The organism is Pelomicrobium sp., from assembly GCF_036803785.1.
Taxonomy (GTDB): domain Bacteria; phylum Pseudomonadota; class Gammaproteobacteria; order Burkholderiales; family UBA6910; genus Pelomicrobium.
On the sequence record NZ_DAIRTR010000007.1, the window covers coordinates 1 to 17,485 of the forward strand.

The following is a 17,485-nucleotide window of genomic DNA, read 5'->3' on the forward strand; positions in this document are numbered from 1 at the left end:
CCACGAGTCCCCCCACCGCCACCGGCACCCCGCCGACCTCAACCTGCGTTCAGCTTACCTGCACGTGCTCGCGGACGCCCTCACCTCGGTCCTCGCCATCATCGCCTTGCTAGGCGGGCGCTTTCTAGGCTGGGGCTGGCTCGACCCGGTCATCGGCCTCGTCGGCGCAGCGGTCATTTCCGCCTGGGCCTACGGGTTAATCCGGGACTCGTCCAAGGTACTGCTGGACCGGGAAATGGATCACCCGCTGGTCGCACAGATCCGCAGCAGAATAGAGCAGGACGGAGACGCCAGGGTGACGGACCTGCACGTGTGGCGCGTCGGCCGCAGTCAGTACGCCTGCATCGTCTGCCTGGTGGCCCACGCTCCCAAGACGCCAGACGAATACCGGGCACTGCTCGGCGATTGCCCCGAGCTGCGGCACGTATCGATTGAGGTCAACGCCTGCCCCCGCTGCCAACCCCGCCGGGAGCAAACGGCGCTTGCGCATCGGACCCCCAGCGAGGGATAGGACGAGAACGCAATGGCCATGTATTCGCTTCTCAGCGTGTTTCTGGGCGCCGGCCTGGGCGCCTGCCTGCGCTGGGGGCTCGGCCTGGCCTTGAACCCGATTCTTCCTCCCTTCCCATTGGGGACCCTCGCAGCCAACCTGCTGGGAGGTTACCTGGTGGGCGTGGCGCTCGCCTACTTCTCCTGGAACTCCGGCCTGCCGCCGGAGGTGCGCCTGTTCCTCATCACGGGTTTTCTGGGCGGGCTCACCACTTTTTCCACCTTTTCGGCCGAGGTCGTGACCCTCCTCGAACGCGGCCAATTCGTCTGGGCCCTTGCCGTGGCGGCAGGGCACCTGTTGGGCTCCCTCGCCCTGACCGCTGTGGGCATCGGCACGGTGAAGTGGCTCATGCGCAACTAGAGACACAGTGACACGGCGACGGGAGGTTCACAGCATGGAAGGCGCCTTTCTCCGCTTCTACGTGCACGAGAACGCACGTCACCGTCACCGCCTCCTGTGGGAGTGGCTGCTCGAAGAGGCCAACCGCATGGGCATCCGCGGCGGCTCGGCGTTTCGCGCCATGGCTGGCTTCGGGCGGCACCACGTGCTGCACGAGAACCACTTCTTCGAGCTGGCCGGCACCCTCACCGTGGAGGTGGAGTTCATCGTCACGCCGCAGGAGGCGAGGCGGCTGCTGGAGCGCATCGAGCAGGAGAAAATCCGGGTCTTCTACGCCCACATCCCGGCCCGCTTCGGCGTGCTCAACCCCGACGAGGAGGACCCGCCGTCCGCGGCGGCGGATTCGCAGCGTCCTTGAAGCGAGCCTGCGCCCCGAGGCACCCGGCGCTATAGGTCGCCCATCTCCTCCGGCGCGGCCCGCTTTTGCCGCAGGCTGACCAATTCCTCGGCCACGGTCGGATGGATGCCCACGGTGGCGTCGAACAGGGCCTTGGTGGCGCCGCCCTTTATGGCTACCGCGAATCCCTGCACCACCTCTCCCGCCTCGGGTCCTACCATGTGTACCCCCAGCACCCGGTCGGTGACGCCGTCCACCACCAGCTTGATGAAGGTGCGCTCCTGCCGCGGCGTCAAGGTGAGCTTGAGGGGCCGGAACGCGGAAGCATAGACCTCTACCCGGCAATAGCGCTCCCGCGCCTGGGCCTCCGTGAGTCCCACCGTGCCCACGCTGGGGTGGCTGAACACCGCGGTCGGCACGTTTTCGTAGTCCATGCGTCTCGCGCTCGCGCCGAAATGGGTCTGGGCAAAGGCCATGGCTTCGTGGATCGCCACCGGCGTGAGCTTGAGCCGATCGATGACGTCCCCCAGAGCGTAGATGGAGGGCACCGAGCTGCGAAACGCCTCGTCCACCATGATGGCACCGTTGTCCGCGAGCTTCACCCCCGTCTGCTCCAGGCCGAAGCCCCGGCTCGAAGGGGCACGCCCTGTGGCGAACAACACCAGGTCGAAGACCTCCTCGGTACCGTCGCCGAAGCAGACCTTGCGCCGGCCGCTCGCACCGGCCTGCAGAGCCAGCACCCGGGTGTTGAACAAGATGCGGATGCCCTTTTTTTCCATCTCGCCGGCCAGAAACTGGCGCACGTCGTCATCGAAACCCCGCAGCAAGTGGGGGCCGCGATAGGCGAGGGTGGTGTCGACCCCCAGGCCGTTGAAGATGGAGGCGAACTCCACCGCGATATAGCCTCCTCCCACCACCAGCGCCCGCTTGGGCAGCGACGGCAGAAAGAAGGCGGCGTCGGAGGTGATCCCAAGCTCTGCGCCCGGGATCGGCGGCACCACGGCGTGGGCACCGGTGGCCACTAGGAGGTGGCCGGCCGTGTAGTCCCGCTCCCCCACCTGAACCCGATGGGGACCCAACACCCGAGCCCGACCCCGCAGCAGCCGCACCCCGGCGGCTTCCAGCAGCCGCTGGTAGACTTCGTTCAGCCGGGCGATTTCCCGATCCTTGTTCTCGCGCAGCCGCTCCCATTCGAAGTTGAGCGTCCCGACGTTCCAACCAAACCCGCGAGCGTCCTCGAAGTCCTCGCGAACGTGGGCCGCATAGGAGAAGAGCTTTTTCGGTATGCACCCGGCATTGACGCAGGTGCCCCCGAGAAAGCGCTCCTCGGCGATGGCCACCCGAGCGCCGTAGCCCGCCGCCATCCGAGCTGCGCGCACGCCACCCGAGCCGGCGCCGATGACGAACAAATCGTAGTCGTAATGCATTTTAGTACTCCGGTCGCTGTACTAGGCTAAGCCTATTTGACTAAGTTTATACGGAAGCGGCCGTGCAGACGGTCACCCTTCGCAAAGCGAAACCACCCACCTGTCCAAGCTCGTCAACGAAGCCGCCAAGGGAGAAGCGTTCATCATCGGTAAAGCGGGCAAACCCCTGGTCAAGGCCACTCCTTTGAGCACGCCGGAGCCCAAGCAGGCGCGTCGCCTCGGCTTCCTGGCAGGGGACATCCAAGTGCCGGCCGACTTCGATCCCATGGGTGAAGCGGAGACCAAAGGGCGCCTCGGCTCAGCCGAACGAAGCTGCTGCTGGACACCCACATGCTGTTATGGGTGGCGGGGCTTCCCGAGCAGCTCCCCACCCGCGCCAGACGTCTCCTGAAAGACCCAGACAACAGGCTGCTCTTCGGCGCGGCAAGTCTCTGGAAGATCGCTCTCAAGCACAGTCTCGGCCGAGACGACTTCCGAGTGGATGCGCGTATGTTGCGGCGCCCTTTGCTGGACAACGGCTATGTCGAGTTGCCCGTGACCAGCGCCCACGCCGTGACGATCGACCAACTGCCGCCGATCCATAAAGACCCCTTCGACCGGCTCCTGGTCGCCCAAGACCTGGTAGAAGGCGTCCTCCTGCTCACCGCCGATGCGCGGCTCGCTCAATACCCCGCCCCGATACGCAAGCTTTGACAGGGAACGCTCAGGTTCTCGATTAACCGATTCTGCACAGCAGCCCCTTCAAATACGCGCCCTCGGGGAAGCTGAGGGCCACCGGATGGTCGGGGCCCGCGGTGTAGCGCTCCACGATGCATGCCTCTACCCCCGCGTCCAAGGCGGCGCCGGCCACGATCTTTTGGAACAGGGCCTCGTCCACCCCGCCCGAACAGGAGAAAGTAGCAAGCAGCCCCCCGGGAGCGAGGAGGCGGAAGGCGAGCCAATTGAGATCCTTATAGCCTCGGGCCGCCTGGGATGCCTGGGCAGCCGTGGGGGCGAACTTGGGCGGATCCAGCACGATCAAGTCGAAACGGCGACCCTCCTCCCGCAGCCGCCGCAGCGCCTGGAACATGTCCTCGTCCCACCACTCGCAGCGGGCCGGATCGAGACCGTTCATGACCACGTGGGCCTGAGCCGCTTCCAGCGCCGACGCCGAGGAATCGATGGACAGCACCGTCTCGGCACCGGCGGCGAGGGCCGCCACGGTGAAGGCACCGGTATAGCAGAAGCCGTTCAGGACCCGGCGCCCGGGCGCATGGCGCGCGATCCGCGCCCGATTGACCCGCTGGTCCAGGTAGAAGCCGGTCTTGTGGCCACGACGCACATCCACCCGGTAGGCGAGGTCGTGCTCCCGGATGGAGATGGGCTCCAGCGGCTCGTCGCCCCATAGGGGGCCCACCCGGGGCGCGAGCCCTTCTCGGACGCGGGCCTCCCCGTCGGAGCGCTCGTACACCCGCGCCGCCCCCGTCAAGGCAACAAGCTGTTCGGTCAGGCACCCGCGCCACGCCTCCGCGCCGCAACTTCCGAGTTGCAGGACCAGGGTATCCCCGTAGCGGTCCACCACCACGGCCGGCAGGCCGTCGGATTCGCCATGCACGAGCCGCAAAGCGTTGGTTTCCTGCGCCGGCACCAGATCCCGGCGCAGGGCGAGGGCCGCGGAAAGTCGCCGTCGGAAGAAACCGGGGTCGATGGGTGTTTCCCGATCGAAGGACCAGATCCGCACCCGGATTTGGGACAAGGGGCTGAATGCGCCCCAACCGAGGAAGGCGCCGTCGGTGGAGCACACTTCCACCGTCTCCCCGGCGCCAGGGTTGCCTTCCACCCGCGCGATCGCCCCGGAGAACACCCAGGGATGGCGGCGCAGGAGGGACTTCTCCCGGCCGGGTTTCACGATCACCCGACCCGTGGGAGCGCGTTCCACGGAGCTACACCTTGAGATAGTGATGGCGCAGGCCCATCCAGCGCTCGAGGTGGCGGCGAGCGTGGTCGGGAAAGCGCTCTAGCATCTCCTGCGCCACCTCCCGCGCCGCCTCCAACAGGTCCTGGTCCCGCTCCAGATCGGCGAAGCGCAACAGCGGCACGCCGCTCTGGCGCGCCCCCAGAAATTCCCCCGGCCCCCGTAACCGCAGGTCATGGCGAGCGATCTCGAAGCCGTCGCTCACCTGGTACAGGACCCGCAGCCGCTCCCGGGCCGCGCCGGAGAGGGGCGTGCCGTACAGGAGAATGCACATGCTCTTGTGCGCACCCCGACCCACCCGTCCCCGTAACTGGTGGAGCTGGGATAACCCCATGCGTTCGGCATGGTCGATCACCATGAGAGAAGCGTTGGGCACATCGACGCCCACCTCGATCACGGTGGTGGCCACGAGGAGCTGGATCTCGCCCCGCTGGAAAGCCTCCATCACCCGTGCCTTGTCCTCGGGCTTGAGCCGTCCGTGGATCAGGCCCACTTTGAGCTCTGGAAAGGTGTTTTTCAGGCGTTCGAAGGTCTCCAGTGCGGTCTGCAACTGCAGCGCCTCCGACTCTTCGATCAGGGGACACACCCAATAGGCCTGCCGCCCTGCGAGACAGTCGGCCCGCACCCGGGCGATTACCTCGTCGCGTCGCGCATCCGCCACCAGGCGCGTCGCCACCGGCGTGCGGCCCGGAGGCAGCTCGGCGATCACCGACACGTCCAGGTCGGCGTAGTAGCTCATGGCCAAGGTCCGGGGAATGGGAGTGGCGCTCATCATGAGCTGGTGGGGCTGATCGCCTTTCAGGCGCAGAGCAAGGCGCTGGTGCACCCCGAAGCGGTGCTGCTCGTCGATCACCGCAAGCCCCAGGCGCCGGAAGCGCACCTCCTCCTGGAACAGGGCGTGGGTACCCACCGCCACCAGGGCTTCGCCTAGGGCCACTTGCTCCAGGGCTTCCTTCCTCACCCGCTTTTTCTGGCTGCCCGCAAGCCACGCCACCCTCACCCCCAGCGGTTCCAGCCATTGGGCGAACTTGCGGTAGTGCTGCTCTGCTAGGATCTCGGTGGGTGCCATGATGGCGGTCTGGTAGCCGTTCTCCGCTGCCTGGAGCGCCGCCAGGGCGGCGACGATGGTCTTGCCGCTTCCCACGTCTCCTTGAAGGAGCCGCTGCATGGGATGGGCCTCCGCCATGTCCCGGCGGATCTCGGCGAGCGCCCTCTCCTGGGCCGGGGTGAGACGAAAGGGCAGGGAGTCGATCAAGCGCCGGGTGAGGGTGCCCCGGTCCGGCAGCCGGGGCGCGACCCGGGCGCGCCGCTCGCGATAATGCAGGCGCATGGACAACTGCTGCGCCAGCAGCTCGTCGAACTTGATCCGGCGCCACGCGGGGTGGGTGCGCTCCCCCAAGGCGCTCTCGTCGGCGTCGGGGGGAGGCGCGTGGAGGAAACGCACGCTCGCTTCGAACTCCGCAAGCCGATGAGCCGCCCGAAGAGAAGAAGGCAGGGTGTCGGAGAGGTCCAGTTCGGCCAGACACCGGTCGATCAGTTTGCGCAGCACCGGCTGAGCCAGCCCCGCCGTGGTGGGGTAGACCGGGGTGAGGGTGATGGGCAGGGGTTCGCCAGGAGCCACGATCCGCGCCCGCGGATGCACCATTTCTGGGGCGAGAAAACCCTGGCGCAGCTCCCCGTGCAGCCGCACCCGCTTTCCCACCGCCAGGGACCGAACCTGATTGGGATAGAAGTGGAGGTAACGCACGACAAGCTCGCCGCTGCCGTCGGAGACCCGTAGCACGAGCTGCCGCCGGGGCCGGGGCACGATGTCGTTGCTCACCACCACGCCCTCCACTTGGACCGGCTGACCGGGACGAGCCTCCCCGATGGGGGTAAGGCGAGTTTCATCCTCGTAGCGTAGGGGCAAATGCAGCACCAGGTCGAAGGGCGTGCGAATCCCCAGGCGAGCAAGCCGCCCGGCCAGGGCCGGGTTGAGCGCCGCGAAGGAGAGTTGGACATGGGATGCGGGTGTAGGCCCTATACCTTCACTGCTGTTCGGCGTTCCCGGTAGGCCGGGATCCGTTCGGAGCCTGCCGGCGTGCGCCACCCCATGCCTCACGGTGAATATCGGCTCACGCGCCGAGCACCAGGATCGCCTCCATCTCCACCAGGGCCCCGCGCGGCAGTGCCGCTACGCCCACCGCGGCCCGGGCGGGATAGGGCGCGCGGAAATAGGTGGCCATGATCTCATTCACTCGCCCGAAGTGGGCGAGGTCGGTGAGATAGACGGTGAGCTTCACCACCTGGTCCAAGGTGCCGCCCGCCGCCTGGGCCACCGCTTGCAGGTTTCTGAACACCTGGTGGATTTGCCCCTCCGGATCCGGGACCAGGGCCATGGTCCGGGGATCGAGCCCGATTTGGCCGGAGAGGTACACGGTCTGGCCGGCACGGATCGCCTGGGAATAGGTGCCGATCGCCTTGGGAGCGGCTTCGGTAGAGACGGGAACGCGGCTCATGGGGAACCCCTGGCAAGGAGACGATAGGCAACGAGCGTAATGGTAGGCCAGCCCAGGGCCTTTAGAAAACCCGGGTCGGACCAGGCAGCGCCAAGAAATGGCGAAGCGCCGGTTTCATCGTTATATTTACGCCTCTATGTCCGATGCCCCCAAAGCCCAGGGCCAGCCCCTCGCCTCCAGGGTGTCGGCCGAGCATCGTCGGGTTGTAGCGCTCGCGGCGGCCGCCGTGGGCGTGGTCTACGGCGACATCGGCACCAGCCCCTTGTATACCATGCGGGAGGTCTTCTCCGGGTTGCATCCCCTGCCCGTCAATGCGGCCAACGTCCTGGGCATCCTCTCCCTCATCTTCTGGTCCCTCATCATCGTGGTGACGCTCAAGTACGTGGTGTTCATGATGCGAGCGGACAATCGGGGCGAGGGCGGCATCATGGCGCTGACCGCCTTGGTGGTCAAGGCGCTGGGAGACGAGCCCAGGCGCCGGCGCACACTGGTGGGCTTGGGTCTTTTTGGCGCGGCCTTGTTCTATGGCGATGCCATGATCACCCCCGCCATCTCGGTGCTCTCGGCGGTGGAGGGACTGGCGGTGGCCACCCCGTATCTGGAACCCGTGGTGGAGCCCGCCGCCGTGGCGGTACTGCTGGCCCTGTTTCTGCTGCAACGCCGGGGCACGGGTACCGTCGGTGCCCTGTTCGGTCCGGTGATGATGGTCTGGTTCGCCACGCTCGCCCTGCTGGGTCTGGCAAAAATCGTCCAGGTGCCGCAAGTGCTCAACGCCTTGAATCCGTGGCATGCGGTGACATTCTTCGCCGAGAACCGCTGGCAGGCCTATCTTGCCCTTGGGGCCGTGGTGCTGGCGATCACCGGAGCCGAGGCCCTCTACGCCGACATGGGACATTTCGGCCGCCGCCCAATTCGCCTGGCATGGACGGGCCTGGTACTGCCCGCCCTGGTCATCAATTACTTCGGTCAGGGGGCGCTGCTGCTCACCCAGGCGGAGGCGGCACGCAACCCCTTCTACCTGCTCGCGCCCTCATGGGCCCTCTACCCCTTGGTGGCGCTCGCCACCGCCGCCACCGTGATCGCCTCCCAGGCTGTGATTTCCGGCGCTTTTTCCTTGACCCACCAGGCCATCCAGCTGGGCTATTGCCCGCGGCTGGAAATCATCCACACCTCCGAGCGGGAGATGGGCCAAATATACCTGCCTTGGGTAAACTGGGCCCTGCTCGCCGCCGTGGTGGCACTGGTGCTCGGGTTTCACTCCTCGAGCCATCTGGCGGCGACCTATGGCATCGCCGTCACCGCCACCATGGCAATCGACTCCCTGCTGCTCTACGTGGTGCTGCGTCACCTATGGCGCTGGAGCCGCTGGGCGGCGGGTGCGGTGGCAGGCCTGCTCCTCACCGTGGATTTCGGCTTCTTCAGCGCCAACGCCCTTAAGCTGTTCCAGGGGGGCTGGTTCCCGGTGATCGTGGGTGTAGTGCTCTTCACCCTCTTTTCCACCTGGTACCGGGGACGCCAGCTCGTCTTCGAGCGGCTGCGCAGCCGTGACCTCCCGCTGGAGCCGACGCTCGAAAGCCTGAAGCGCAATCCGCCCTTGCGGGTGCCGGGAACGGCGGTGTTTCTCACCAGCAAACCAGACGCGGTGCCCCATGCTCTGCTGCACAACCTGGCGCACAACAAAGTGCTGCACGAGCGTGTGGTCTTCCTCACGGTCACCACCGAGCCCGTGCCGCGGATCCCGGAAGAGCGACGCGTGGAATTACAGGCCTTGGGCGCGGAGTTCTACCGGGTCATGGTCCGTTACGGCTTCATGGACCAGCCTGACATTCCAGCGGCCCTCGATCGGCTGCGCCCCTACGGCTTGGAATTCCCGCCCCTGGAGACCACGTACTTCTTGAGCCGCGAGACGCTGATCCCGTCCCTCGCGCTCGAAGGCATGGCCTTGTGGCGCGAACGCCTGTTCGCCACCTTGGCGCGCAACGCGAGCAGCGTCACTGCCTACTTTCGCCTCCCCACCCACCGGGTGGTGGAGCTCGGCACCCAGATCGAGCTCTGAGGTGCCCCCATGGCGAGCGCCGTCATTGCAAACTTGGAAAAACTCCTCGCAGCCGGCAAGGAATCGGCCCTGCTGCGCTTCAGCCTCGGTGTCGAATACCTGAAGCTAGGCGAGGCGGCCATCGCCATCGCCCAGCTGCGGCGGGCCTTGGAGCTGGACGGGAACTATTCGGCCGCATGGAAGCTCCTTGGCAAGGCCCTCACCGAGGCGGGCGAGCTCCAGGAGGCCCTGGAGGCCTACCGCCGGGGAATCCAGGTGGCGGAAAAACGAGGTGACAAGCAAGCAGCCAAGGAGATGGCCGTGTTCGCCCGCCGCCTCGAGCGGCAGCTCGCCGCACCGGAAGGCTAGGCGCGGACCTCTTTGCGCTGGAACAGCACGTAGGCCACGGCGAAGAGGAGCAGGGTACCGGCCACCAGAGCGGTGAGGGCGGGCCACACCAAGGCCAGGCTTTCTGCCAAAGGGAGCGGCCGGCCGATGATCATCCCGTCCAGTTGGGCGAGAAATACAGGCCCCAAGGTACGCACCTCCGGATTTAACAGGGCCTGCACCACGTCGCTGTAGAGCGCGTCGGGCGAGAGGCGGGCAAGCCCTAACGCCAGCCCCACCTGGGCCAGGGGATCGCGGGAGACGCCGGGCGCCATCGCCTGGGCCCCCTGGACCAGGAATTGGGTGAGCATGGGCCAGAGCACGGCAAAAAAGATCCATACCCCGAGAGCCGTCAGCACTGCACCCTGGGGCTGACGGAAAACGACCGACAGGCACATGGCCAAGGCGAGCCACACACCCCCGTAGAACAAGGTGGCCAGGAGAAAAAGCAATCCCCGCGCCACCTCCTCCGGCCCCGGCGGCAGTCCCAGGAAGAGAATTCCCAGTCCAGTGGTGACGAGCCACAGGGCCGCGAGCAGCACTGCCAGGGTAGAGAGGGCCGCGAGGAACTTGCCCAGCAGAAGGGCGTCTCGGTAGATGGGCTGGGAGAGGACGCGGCTCAAGGTGCGCCGGTTGTACTCCCCGTTCACCGCGTCGAAGCCCAGGGCGATGGCCACCAGGGGCACGAAGAACCCGAGAAAAGCGACGAAAGAAGGCAGCGGCGAGCGGGCAGCGGTAAACAGCCGCAGGAAGGCGAAGGGATCCTGCATGACCGTGGCGCGCAGTTGCTGTCCGGCCACGTACACCGCCCCCACCGCGGCGATCAACACCAGGATTTCCAGCACCCGCATGCGGGTGGAGGAAAGATGGTCGGCCAGCTCCTTGGTCCACACTGCCGCCACCCCCGTCCAAGGCGAGCCTTCACGCTTCATGGTGCGCCTCCTGGAAATAGCGCGTATACACTTCGTCCAGCCCGGGGCGCTCTTGGGCGAGGCCGGTCAATCGAGCCCCGGCCTGGACAGCCGCCCGAGAGAGCTCCGCCCGCACATCCCCCTGCGCATCCACCCGCCAGCGTCCTGGGGCCTCCGGTTGTACCAAGCGCACTCCCGGCACCTCTTCCAGTGAGCGGCGAAGCTGCAGCCCTTGCGGATCCGAGGCCGCGGGCTCGGCTTCCAGCCGCACCCGCCAAGTGGTCCCAAGCACCTGGCGCGCCAGCGCTTCCACACTGCCCATCAAGCGCATGCGCCCCCGGGAAAACAACCCCACCCGGTCGCATACCTCCTGCACTTGGTGCAGCAGATGGGAGGAAAGGAGCACGGTGATCCCGTCCTCCTTCAGTTTCAAGATCAGGGTGAGGAAATCCCGGGCCGCTTCCGGGTCCAGCCCCAGGGTCGGCTCATCCAGAATTGCGATCCGGGGCGCCTTGCACAGCAGCTCCGCGAGTCCCAGCCGCTGACGCATGCCCCGGGAAAAGGTGGCGACCCGCTCGTGGGCCACGGCTTCGAGCCCCATTCGGGCGAGGGCGGCGCCGATGCGCCGCTCGGCCTCAGCAGCCGGAAGGCCGTTCAATTTGGTGATGTAGCGCAGATTCTCCCAGGCGGTGAGTTCATCGTAAAAACCCACCGCGTCGGGGAGATAGCCCACCTGGCGCTTGACCGTGAGGGGCCAGCGCCGGGGATCGAGCCCTAGCACGGAAATGTCCCCCCCGCTCGGCTCGGTGAGCCCAAGCAGCATGAGGATAGTGGTGGTCTTGCCAGAACCGTTGGGCCCCAGCAGACCGAACACTTCTCCCGCCTGGATTTCCAGGTCGAGCGCTTCCACCGCCACGGTGGCACCGTAGCGCTTGGTGAGACCCCGGGTTTGGATGACGGGAGCGCTCATCGCCGTCCGTAGCGCGCCACGACGAAGCCCACCACCCCTAAGGCCGCCAGCACCACGGCGATACCCACCAGGCCCCACAGGGTGGAGGTGCGCACCGTCATCCGGTAATCCAGAGAGGCGGACTCCCCTTCAGCCTCGGCACGGAAGTTCACGTTGAAGTCTCCTGCGAGGGAACGGGGCGAAGGCGTGACGGTGGCGGTCACCTGAACCCGTTCTCCAGGAGGCACGGCTTCCAGCTCCTTGGGTTCGAACTCCACCTTCCATTCTCTGGGAGGAAAGGCCGACAGGCTCACACCTCTGGCCGGGGCGGTGCCGGTGTTTTCCACCACCAGGGTCACGGGCGTCGGCTCCCCCGCATAGGCGTCTCCCGAAAGCACTTCGGCGGGGGTACGCAGGGCGAGCTGCGGGCGCCCCGTTACCTCCACGGTGAGCTCCGTGCTGGCCCGGACCCGGCCGGTGTCTGCAGTGACCACGATGCGATAGGGGCCGGCGGTCGCTCGGCGCGGGGGCTGCACCCGTACGTTGAACTCCCGGGATTCCCCCGCCTTGACGGGGAGGCTGGTGACCTGCTGGGAAGAAAACGCCGGGGTGAAGTTCACCTCGAATCCCGGCGGTGCCTCGGCGGAAAGATTCACCAGGACGTCTTGGCCGCTGCGGTTTTCCAGGGTGAGCTCATAGCTGAAGCTGGCCGAGGCGCTGCCTTGCAAGGTGGGCAGATTGGCCCTCAGCCCCAGCTCCGCCGGAAGCACGTCCCCGAATTGGAGCTGGAGGGGGAGTTCGGCCCGCTGCCCGGCCCCTAGGGCCACCACCCGTAGGGTGTAGCTGCCCTTGTCGAGCGTCTTGGGCGGATCGAGCCGCAGGGTCACGCTGCGCTCGGCGTCGGGATTGACGTACACGGCGCCGATGGCACGCCCGTCTCCCACGAAGCTCGCTTTCCACCCCGCGGGCACCTTGTCCGCCTTGAGCTCCACCACTTGGGGCGGAAGCCCGAAGTTGTGTACCGTAAGCGGAATCGAGAGGGTCTCCGCAGGGCGCAAGGTCTGGACTGGATAGGCCGTGGAAAGGGCAAGACCGCGGTACGCCCGCTCCTGGGCGGAAAATGCCGCCGTGGCGGCGAGCAGCAACCCCAGGGCGAGCGCAACCTCCCGTCGTTCCATGCGTTTTCCTCCTCGTTGTCGGGCTTGGATAAAAAAGTGCCGCTTCGGCAGGAGCGATCTCCGCCGCGAAAGGACTCTGCGAATAGCCTTGTTTGCCGGTGGGCGCCGGCCCGTTTGCCGATTTTGATGGGGTCAGGCCCCCCGGGGTTCAACCCCCTTCTTGAGCGGCGATCCATCGGCAGGGGATTCCATCGCCTCCCTTCGATCCTCCTCGGCCCTCTCCCACTGGAGGCCCCGGTAGTCGAAGCCCAGCTCGAGGGTGGGCTTGACCACCTGGAAGTAGGGTGAGATGTCGAAGTCCCGGGGCGTGTACAGGCTGGGGTGCCGGCTCGTGTAACAGTCCTTCTCGCTTCGGCTCGAGCCGTTGCGGCGCCGGATGACCCGGGGCAGGATGGGATAGCCCACCGCCTGGAAGGCCTGGGCGATCAGGGTAGAGCAAATGGCCTTGGTGGGCTCGCCGCTGCCCAGGGAAAGCATCTGGCGCCGGAACCGGCTCGGCACGGGCAGGACGGGCAACAGGTAACGGGCCAGATCCAGCAGGTTCTTCAGATCGTAGGCCTGACCCAACCGGGCGATAGCGTAGTCCACCACCCGACGCCGGTCTTGTTCCGACAACCCCACCGGGCGGCAGATGCGGGTGTGGAAAGCGGCGTATTTGGACAGGGGCACTGCCTGGCAGCCGTGCACCATGTCCACTTCCACCAGCACGGGCGGATTTTCCCAGTTGTGGTGATCCACCAGGACATCGCCCACATACAGGGCCGCGTGGGACCAGGTGGACTGGGTGAGGTACTTGATCGCCGTGGAGACGCGGGTATTGCCTTCCACCAACAGGACGTCGGCAGGCTGCAAGGTTGCCAGCAGCGCCGCCGGGCTTGAGGTGGCGGCAGGAGCGTAATGGGGCAAAGGCTGGCTGAGATAGCGCGCCAAGGCCCGTCCCAGGGGTTGCAGCCAACGCCGGGTCATGGGCTCCACTCCTCTCGACGGCATGTATCCGTCATCTTTTCCTGAAGCCTTTTTCTAAAATTAGACCACGGCAACGGCCTCCTGGCAGGGCACATCCGCCAACACAGGCGTGGACGGGCCGCTCGCGCCGCCTTGTCTCACCAGGACAGCTTTTTTTATCCTCGCGCCACAGGCGCAAAAAGGCTCAAAAACGGTTTTATCGACCCTGGACCGGGGGTTCCATGACCGGCTTCGCGCCAGCCCTGTCCCAGGCTGCCGGAGGTGGGGCCGCGCCCGCCAACATCGCACATCCCGCCTCTACGGTGCGTGTCGCCTCAGAAAGCTCCGCCAGCAGGGCGAGGTACTGCTTCTGCCACTCCCCCAGAATCTCCCGGCGGCGCTGCTCGTCCCCCTGCACCTGGGCGAGGGAAAGCTCGCAGCGCAGGAGCCCGATCATTACCCGGCTGTACACCGCGTAAAGGGTGGAAACGGCACCGGCCAGTTCGGGAAAATACAATCGGGCAAGCGCCATTACCTTCTTCACCGGCGGCTCTTCCGTACGCGCCGGGGCATTGAAGAGGCGCACCGATTTTTCCCGATCCAACCAGAACAGGAGCTCGTAGACCGCGCTCATCAACTCCTCCAGCTTGCCCCGCTTGAGCGCCATATCGCTGTCCTGGGGGAGCGAAGGCGCAGCCTCAAGCCTGGCCGCCAGGCGGGCGAGTGCTTCGTTCACTTGCCGCTGCTCGTCCACCAGCCGGTAGAAGTCCTCCCGCGGGGCGAGCGCGTCCACCTCCCGACGGAAATGACGGCGTAACTGCACGTGGGAGCCGATCACCAGTCCGATCACGGCAGCAAGCGCCAGGAACAGGGGCCAATCGGACGGGGCGCGGGCGGCGAGCTGCTGGCCCAGCTCGATCAAGCGGGCGAAGTCCATGGGAAAGCTCGGGTTGGCGGCAAACCCCTATGGTACTCCATGCGCCCCCGGCCCGAGGCGGTCAAGACTTGAGCGGTTTTTTGCGGAACAGCCGGGCCGTGCGGGCCACGTCCTCGGACTTCACCCAGAAAATGGCGCCCCAGCGGCCTTGACCCGCGGACACCGCGTCCACCGCCGTGACGTTCACCCCCGCCTGGGCCAGCTTTTTCAGGTGCCCGGCCAAGGCTCCGGCCCGATCCTCGCCCTGGATGAGGAAGCCGCTCTTCTTGGGCGTGAAGGGCAGGCCGGCCTTCTTGATGGCCGCCGTGAACTTGCGGCTATCCTCCGGCACCACATCGATCTGGGCCCGGCGCCCCTGGGGGTAGCCGGTGCAGGCGAGCAGGTTGATGCCCGCGCTCACCAAGGTCGAGAGCACCTTGAACGCCTCTCCCGGCCGGTTGGGCACCTGAATGGAAAAATAATCGACTCTGCGCACGGTATCGGGCACGGCGGGTCTTTTTCAGCCGGCGGTAAATGCGGCCGCCCGCAGCACCGGGCGGCTCAGAGGGCGTTCAGGAATTCCTTCCAAGGCGTCGCTGCCAGGGTCTCCGTGGTGGAATGGCCATAGGCGCGGATGATCATAGCGGCCCTCTCCACTTCCTTCACGTCGGCCGCTTCCACCACGTCCACCGCGTCGAAGCGCCCGAGAGTGGCGTAGCTCTCCTTCCAGGTGACGCCGGGACACTCGGTTTTGATTTTCTCCGAGACAGTGGCGGCGAGGGTCTTGAAATCCTTCGGGTCCTTGAAGGCTTCAGGGGAAAAGCGGCTCAAGATGATGTAGGTTGCCATACGCCACCTCCGTGATACAGGGAATCCCGGGACGTAATCCGCCCCCGGGAACCTCTCCTCCCACGACGGGATGAAGACCACCCCGCCCCGTCCTGGCAGAGGGGCGGAGGAGCGTGCGCCGGCTCAATCCTCGCAGCGGGGATAATTCCCCAACCGCGCCGGGGGAGCCCCGTCGCCGTGATCATAATAGCGGGTCGTCCCGTAGCAGTACCGGGAGGGCCCCCCATAGGCGCCGGCCGGTGGCAGAACGTGGGGAACGACATGACGCCGCTCGATGATCACCCTGGGCGGCGCTTCATGGGTGTGATATCGGGGACTGGCGATCGCCAAACCGATCAACCCCCCCAGGAGCCCTCCCAACACCGCCGCGCCAAAGACATCAGTCCGGTGGACGGGGTGAGGGCGAAACCCATGCCCCAAGGCATCGGCCGAGGCCACCGCGAGGACCCCCACGGTCGCCAACGCGATCAACCCGTTCTTCATCCTCGCCTCGCTACAAGCATTCTAGTTATAGCGCACCCGTGGCGCGCCGCCAGGGGTGGCGCCGCTTTGCTTCAGACCGAGCCGGCGGGCGAGCTTGTGCAGGTTGCTGGGATCCACGCCCAGGCTCGCCGCTGTGCGGGACCAGTTGCCCCCGTGCCGGGTCAGGGCCTCTTCGATGGTACGGCGTAAGAAACGCGCCTGGGCCTCGTGCAGGGTAAGCCCCGGCTCTAAGGCCGGGGCAGGCGCCGCCTGCCCGTGATCGCCCGGGACCCCGGGCGGAGGATCGGAGGCTTCCAGCTCCAGGTCCAGAAACCGCCGTTCGATGGTGACGATGGCGTTGGCACTGGCGGCCTTGGCCCGGGCCTTGAGGGCGGCGCGGCTCACTACGTGCTCCAGCTCCCGCACGTTTCCGGGCCAACCATAGGCGAGCAAGGCCTTCTCCGCGTCCCGGGAGAGCCGTAGGCTTCTCACCCCCAAGCGGGAGCGGTTTAACTCCAGGAAATGGCCCGCGAGCAACAACACGTCGTTGCCCCGCTCCCGCAAGGGAGGCACGAAGACGGGATAGACGCTCAGGCGGTGGTACAGGTCTGCCCGGAATTTCCCTTGGCGCACCGCCTCCTTCAGGTCCCGGTTGGTGGCGGCGACGATGCGCACGTCGATCCTCACCGGCACATCCGACCCCACCCGCTGGACCTCCCCGTGCTGGATCGCCCGCAGGAGCTTGGCCTGCACCGCAAGGGGCAACTCCCCCACCTCGTCCAGGAACAGGGTCCCCCCCTCCGCAGCCTCGAACTTGCCCGCCCGATGGCTGAGGGCGCCGGAGAAAGCACCCTTGACGTGCCCGAACAGCTCACTCTCGGCCAGGCTCTCGGGCAGGGCGGCGCAGTTCACGTGCACCATGGGACGGTCCCGACGCCGGGAGAGGGCATGAATCTCCCGGGCCACCAGCTCCTTGCCCACGCCGGTTTCCCCCAGGATCAGGACCGACAGATCGGAATCGGCGATCAGCATGAGCTCCTGCTTGAGCTCCTGGAGGGCCGGGCATTGGCCAATCAGCTCCTGCCGCCCGGCCGTTAGCCCCGACGCTAGAGCCGTTCCCGCGTCCGCACGCAAGCTCCGGAGTGCCTCGAGCTGGGAGGACAGCTCCGCCAGGCGTACGCTCGCCTCAGCGAGCAGGACGAAATGCTTGAGCCGCTCCAGATCGAGCCGGGTGAAGCGTCCCGGGGCGAGGGCGTCGAAGGTGAGCACGCCCCAGGCGCGGCCGTCCACGTACAGCGTCACCCCCATGCAGTCGTGCACGTGGAGGTCGCCCGTGCGGGACTCCACCAGCCCATCGTAAGGGTCGGGAAGATCCGTGTCCGGTTCGAAGATGACCGGCTCGTGGGCGTAGAGAATCGTCTGCAGTCGGGGATGATCCGCCAGGCGGAAACGTCGCCCCAGAGTCTCTTCCGCTAGCCCCTCCACTGCCACCGGGCGCAGCACCTCGCCTTCCAGCTTCAGGAGCCCGATGGCGTCGCACTGAAAGGCGGACTTGAGAATTTGCACCACTCGCCGGTAACGCAGCCGGGGCGGCAAATCCCGTCCTAGGTCGGACATGAGTTGCAACAACGGTTCCATTATGACCTCATCGTTGCCGGGCAATGGTGAATTTTACCATTATGGTAAGA

19 protein-coding genes are annotated in these 17,485 nt (G+C 66.5%); 6 read left to right on the plus strand and 13 right to left on the minus strand.

Annotation, left to right across the window (positions count from 1 at the left end; genetic code table 11):
- The 3 genes from V7Q81_RS01585 to V7Q81_RS01595 form a co-directional block, all read left to right on the plus strand.
- Window positions 1-511 (plus strand): cation diffusion facilitator family transporter (locus V7Q81_RS01585; RefSeq protein ID WP_333839710.1); only part of this gene is annotated, 511 nt, incomplete at its 5' end.
- 12 nt (window positions 512-523) lie between these two features.
- A complete protein-coding gene (gene crcB / locus V7Q81_RS01590; RefSeq protein WP_333839712.1) occupies window positions 524-910 on the plus strand; it encodes a fluoride efflux transporter CrcB in 387 nt (128 codons plus the stop codon).
- Window positions 911-944: 34 nt separating this feature from the next.
- Window positions 945-1,307 carry a DUF190 domain-containing protein gene (locus V7Q81_RS01595; protein WP_333839714.1) on the plus strand — a complete coding sequence of 121 codons (363 nt, stop codon included), beginning with the start codon at window positions 945-947 and terminating at the stop codon, window positions 1,305-1,307.
- 29 nt (window positions 1,308-1,336) lie between these two features.
- Here the strand turns inward: V7Q81_RS01595 and gor are convergent, their stop codons facing one another.
- Window positions 1,337-2,713, minus strand: coding sequence for a glutathione-disulfide reductase (gene gor / locus V7Q81_RS01600; RefSeq protein ID WP_333839716.1), 1,377 nt, complete (start codon window positions 2,711-2,713; stop codon window positions 1,337-1,339).
- A gap of 312 nt (window positions 2,714-3,025) precedes the next feature.
- On the opposite strand from gor, the gene V7Q81_RS01610 reads away from it, so the two are divergent.
- Window positions 3,026-3,406: a type II toxin-antitoxin system VapC family toxin gene (locus V7Q81_RS01610; RefSeq protein WP_333839795.1), complete on the plus strand. Its 381-nt coding sequence runs from the start codon at window positions 3,026-3,028 to the stop codon at window positions 3,404-3,406.
- A gap of 22 nt (window positions 3,407-3,428) precedes the next feature.
- On the opposite strand, the gene V7Q81_RS01615 is transcribed toward V7Q81_RS01610, so the two are convergent.
- The 3 genes from V7Q81_RS01615 to V7Q81_RS01625 all read right to left on the minus strand — a co-directional run bounded on the left by V7Q81_RS01615 (window position 3,429) and on the right by V7Q81_RS01625 (window position 7,165).
- Window positions 3,429-4,631, minus strand: a complete 1,203-nt coding sequence (locus V7Q81_RS01615) for a class I SAM-dependent rRNA methyltransferase (RefSeq protein ID WP_333839718.1) — start codon at window positions 4,629-4,631, stop codon at window positions 3,429-3,431.
- 4 nt (window positions 4,632-4,635) lie between these two features.
- Window positions 4,636-6,690 carry an ATP-dependent DNA helicase RecG gene (gene recG / locus V7Q81_RS01620; protein WP_333839797.1) on the minus strand — a complete coding sequence of 685 codons (2,055 nt, stop codon included), beginning with the start codon at window positions 6,688-6,690 and terminating at the stop codon, window positions 4,636-4,638.
- A gap of 91 nt (window positions 6,691-6,781) precedes the next feature.
- Entirely contained in the window at window positions 6,782-7,165 is a 384-nt protein-coding gene (locus V7Q81_RS01625) for a RidA family protein (RefSeq protein WP_333839720.1), read from the minus strand.
- A gap of 136 nt (window positions 7,166-7,301) precedes the next feature.
- Here V7Q81_RS01625 and V7Q81_RS01630 point away from each other — a divergent pair, with 136 nt between their 5' ends.
- On the plus strand, window positions 7,302-9,221 hold the full coding sequence (locus V7Q81_RS01630) for a potassium transporter Kup (RefSeq protein ID WP_442954730.1): 1,920 nt from the start codon (window positions 7,302-7,304) through the stop codon (window positions 9,219-9,221).
- A 9-nt stretch (window positions 9,222-9,230) separates the two neighbouring features.
- Window positions 9,231-9,569, plus strand: a complete 339-nt coding sequence (locus tag V7Q81_RS01635) for a tetratricopeptide repeat protein (RefSeq protein WP_333839724.1) — start codon at window positions 9,231-9,233, stop codon at window positions 9,567-9,569.
- On the opposite strand, the gene V7Q81_RS01640 is transcribed toward V7Q81_RS01635, so the two are convergent.
- The 9 genes from V7Q81_RS01640 to norR all read right to left on the minus strand — a co-directional run bounded on the left by V7Q81_RS01640 (window position 9,566) and on the right by norR (window position 17,435).
- Window positions 9,566-10,519 carry an ABC transporter permease gene (locus tag V7Q81_RS01640; protein WP_333839726.1) on the minus strand — a complete coding sequence of 318 codons (954 nt, stop codon included), beginning with the start codon at window positions 10,517-10,519 and terminating at the stop codon, window positions 9,566-9,568. The two genes, V7Q81_RS01635 and V7Q81_RS01640, sit on opposite strands and share 4 nt — an antisense overlap.
- Window positions 10,509-11,468: an ABC transporter ATP-binding protein gene (locus V7Q81_RS01645; protein ID WP_333839728.1), complete on the minus strand. Its 960-nt coding sequence runs from the start codon at window positions 11,466-11,468 to the stop codon at window positions 10,509-10,511. The genes V7Q81_RS01640 and V7Q81_RS01645 overlap by 11 nt, the downstream gene beginning before the upstream one ends.
- Window positions 11,465-12,625, minus strand: coding sequence for a COG1470 family protein (locus V7Q81_RS01650; RefSeq protein ID WP_333839731.1), 1,161 nt, complete (start codon window positions 12,623-12,625; stop codon window positions 11,465-11,467). The genes V7Q81_RS01645 and V7Q81_RS01650 overlap by 4 nt, the downstream gene beginning before the upstream one ends.
- A gap of 132 nt (window positions 12,626-12,757) precedes the next feature.
- Window positions 12,758-13,591 (minus strand): YiiX/YebB-like N1pC/P60 family cysteine hydrolase, encoded by an 834-nt coding sequence (locus tag V7Q81_RS01655; RefSeq protein ID WP_333839734.1) that lies wholly within the window; start codon window positions 13,589-13,591, stop codon window positions 12,758-12,760.
- A gap of 196 nt (window positions 13,592-13,787) precedes the next feature.
- Complete coding sequence (locus V7Q81_RS01660) at window positions 13,788-14,507, minus strand: hypothetical protein (RefSeq protein ID WP_333839737.1); 720 nt, start codon at window positions 14,505-14,507, stop codon at window positions 13,788-13,790.
- Between the two features lie 61 nt (window positions 14,508-14,568).
- Window positions 14,569-14,994, minus strand: coding sequence for a hypothetical protein (locus V7Q81_RS01665; protein ID WP_333839740.1), 426 nt, complete (start codon window positions 14,992-14,994; stop codon window positions 14,569-14,571).
- Window positions 14,995-15,047: 53 nt separating this feature from the next.
- Window positions 15,048-15,335: a GYD domain-containing protein gene (locus tag V7Q81_RS01670; RefSeq protein ID WP_333839742.1), complete on the minus strand. Its 288-nt coding sequence runs from the start codon at window positions 15,333-15,335 to the stop codon at window positions 15,048-15,050.
- Window positions 15,336-15,458: 123 nt separating this feature from the next.
- The gene (locus tag V7Q81_RS01675) at window positions 15,459-15,818 is read right to left on the minus strand and encodes a hypothetical protein (protein ID WP_333839744.1); all 360 of its coding nucleotides are present in this window, start codon (window positions 15,816-15,818) and stop codon (window positions 15,459-15,461) included.
- A 21-nt stretch (window positions 15,819-15,839) separates the two neighbouring features.
- Window positions 15,840-17,435, minus strand: coding sequence for a nitric oxide reductase transcriptional regulator NorR (gene norR / locus V7Q81_RS01680; RefSeq protein WP_333839746.1), 1,596 nt, complete (start codon window positions 17,433-17,435; stop codon window positions 15,840-15,842).
- Window positions 17,436-17,485: the final 50 nt, after the last annotated feature.

Coding starts and splice junctions, on each gene's coding strand:
- V7Q81_RS01655 (WP_333839734.1), bottom strand. CDS start 13,591: ATGACCCGGCGTTGGCTGCAACCCCTGGGACGGGCCTTGGCGCGCTAT.
- V7Q81_RS01670 (WP_333839742.1), bottom strand. CDS start 15,335: ATGGCAACCTACATCATCTTGAGCCGCTTTTCCCCTGAAGCCTTCAAG.
- crcB (WP_333839712.1), top strand. CDS start 524: ATGGCCATGTATTCGCTTCTCAGCGTGTTTCTGGGCGCCGGCCTGGGC.
- V7Q81_RS01635 (WP_333839724.1), top strand. CDS start 9,231: ATGGCGAGCGCCGTCATTGCAAACTTGGAAAAACTCCTCGCAGCCGGC.
- gor (WP_333839716.1), bottom strand. CDS start 2,713: ATGCATTACGACTACGATTTGTTCGTCATCGGCGCCGGCTCGGGTGGC.
- V7Q81_RS01675 (WP_333839744.1), bottom strand. CDS start 15,818: ATGAAGAACGGGTTGATCGCGTTGGCGACCGTGGGGGTCCTCGCGGTG.
- V7Q81_RS01630 (WP_442954730.1), top strand. CDS start 7,302: ATGTCCGATGCCCCCAAAGCCCAGGGCCAGCCCCTCGCCTCCAGGGTG.
- V7Q81_RS01625 (WP_333839720.1), bottom strand. CDS start 7,165: ATGAGCCGCGTTCCCGTCTCTACCGAAGCCGCTCCCAAGGCGATCGGC.
- V7Q81_RS01595 (WP_333839714.1), top strand. CDS start 945: ATGGAAGGCGCCTTTCTCCGCTTCTACGTGCACGAGAACGCACGTCAC.
- norR (WP_333839746.1), bottom strand. CDS start 17,435: ATGGAACCGTTGTTGCAACTCATGTCCGACCTAGGACGGGATTTGCCG.
- V7Q81_RS01645 (WP_333839728.1), bottom strand. CDS start 11,468: ATGAGCGCTCCCGTCATCCAAACCCGGGGTCTCACCAAGCGCTACGGT.
- V7Q81_RS01640 (WP_333839726.1), bottom strand. CDS start 10,519: ATGAAGCGTGAAGGCTCGCCTTGGACGGGGGTGGCGGCAGTGTGGACC.
- V7Q81_RS01660 (WP_333839737.1), bottom strand. CDS start 14,507: ATGGACTTCGCCCGCTTGATCGAGCTGGGCCAGCAGCTCGCCGCCCGC.
- V7Q81_RS01650 (WP_333839731.1), bottom strand. CDS start 12,625: ATGGAACGACGGGAGGTTGCGCTCGCCCTGGGGTTGCTGCTCGCCGCC.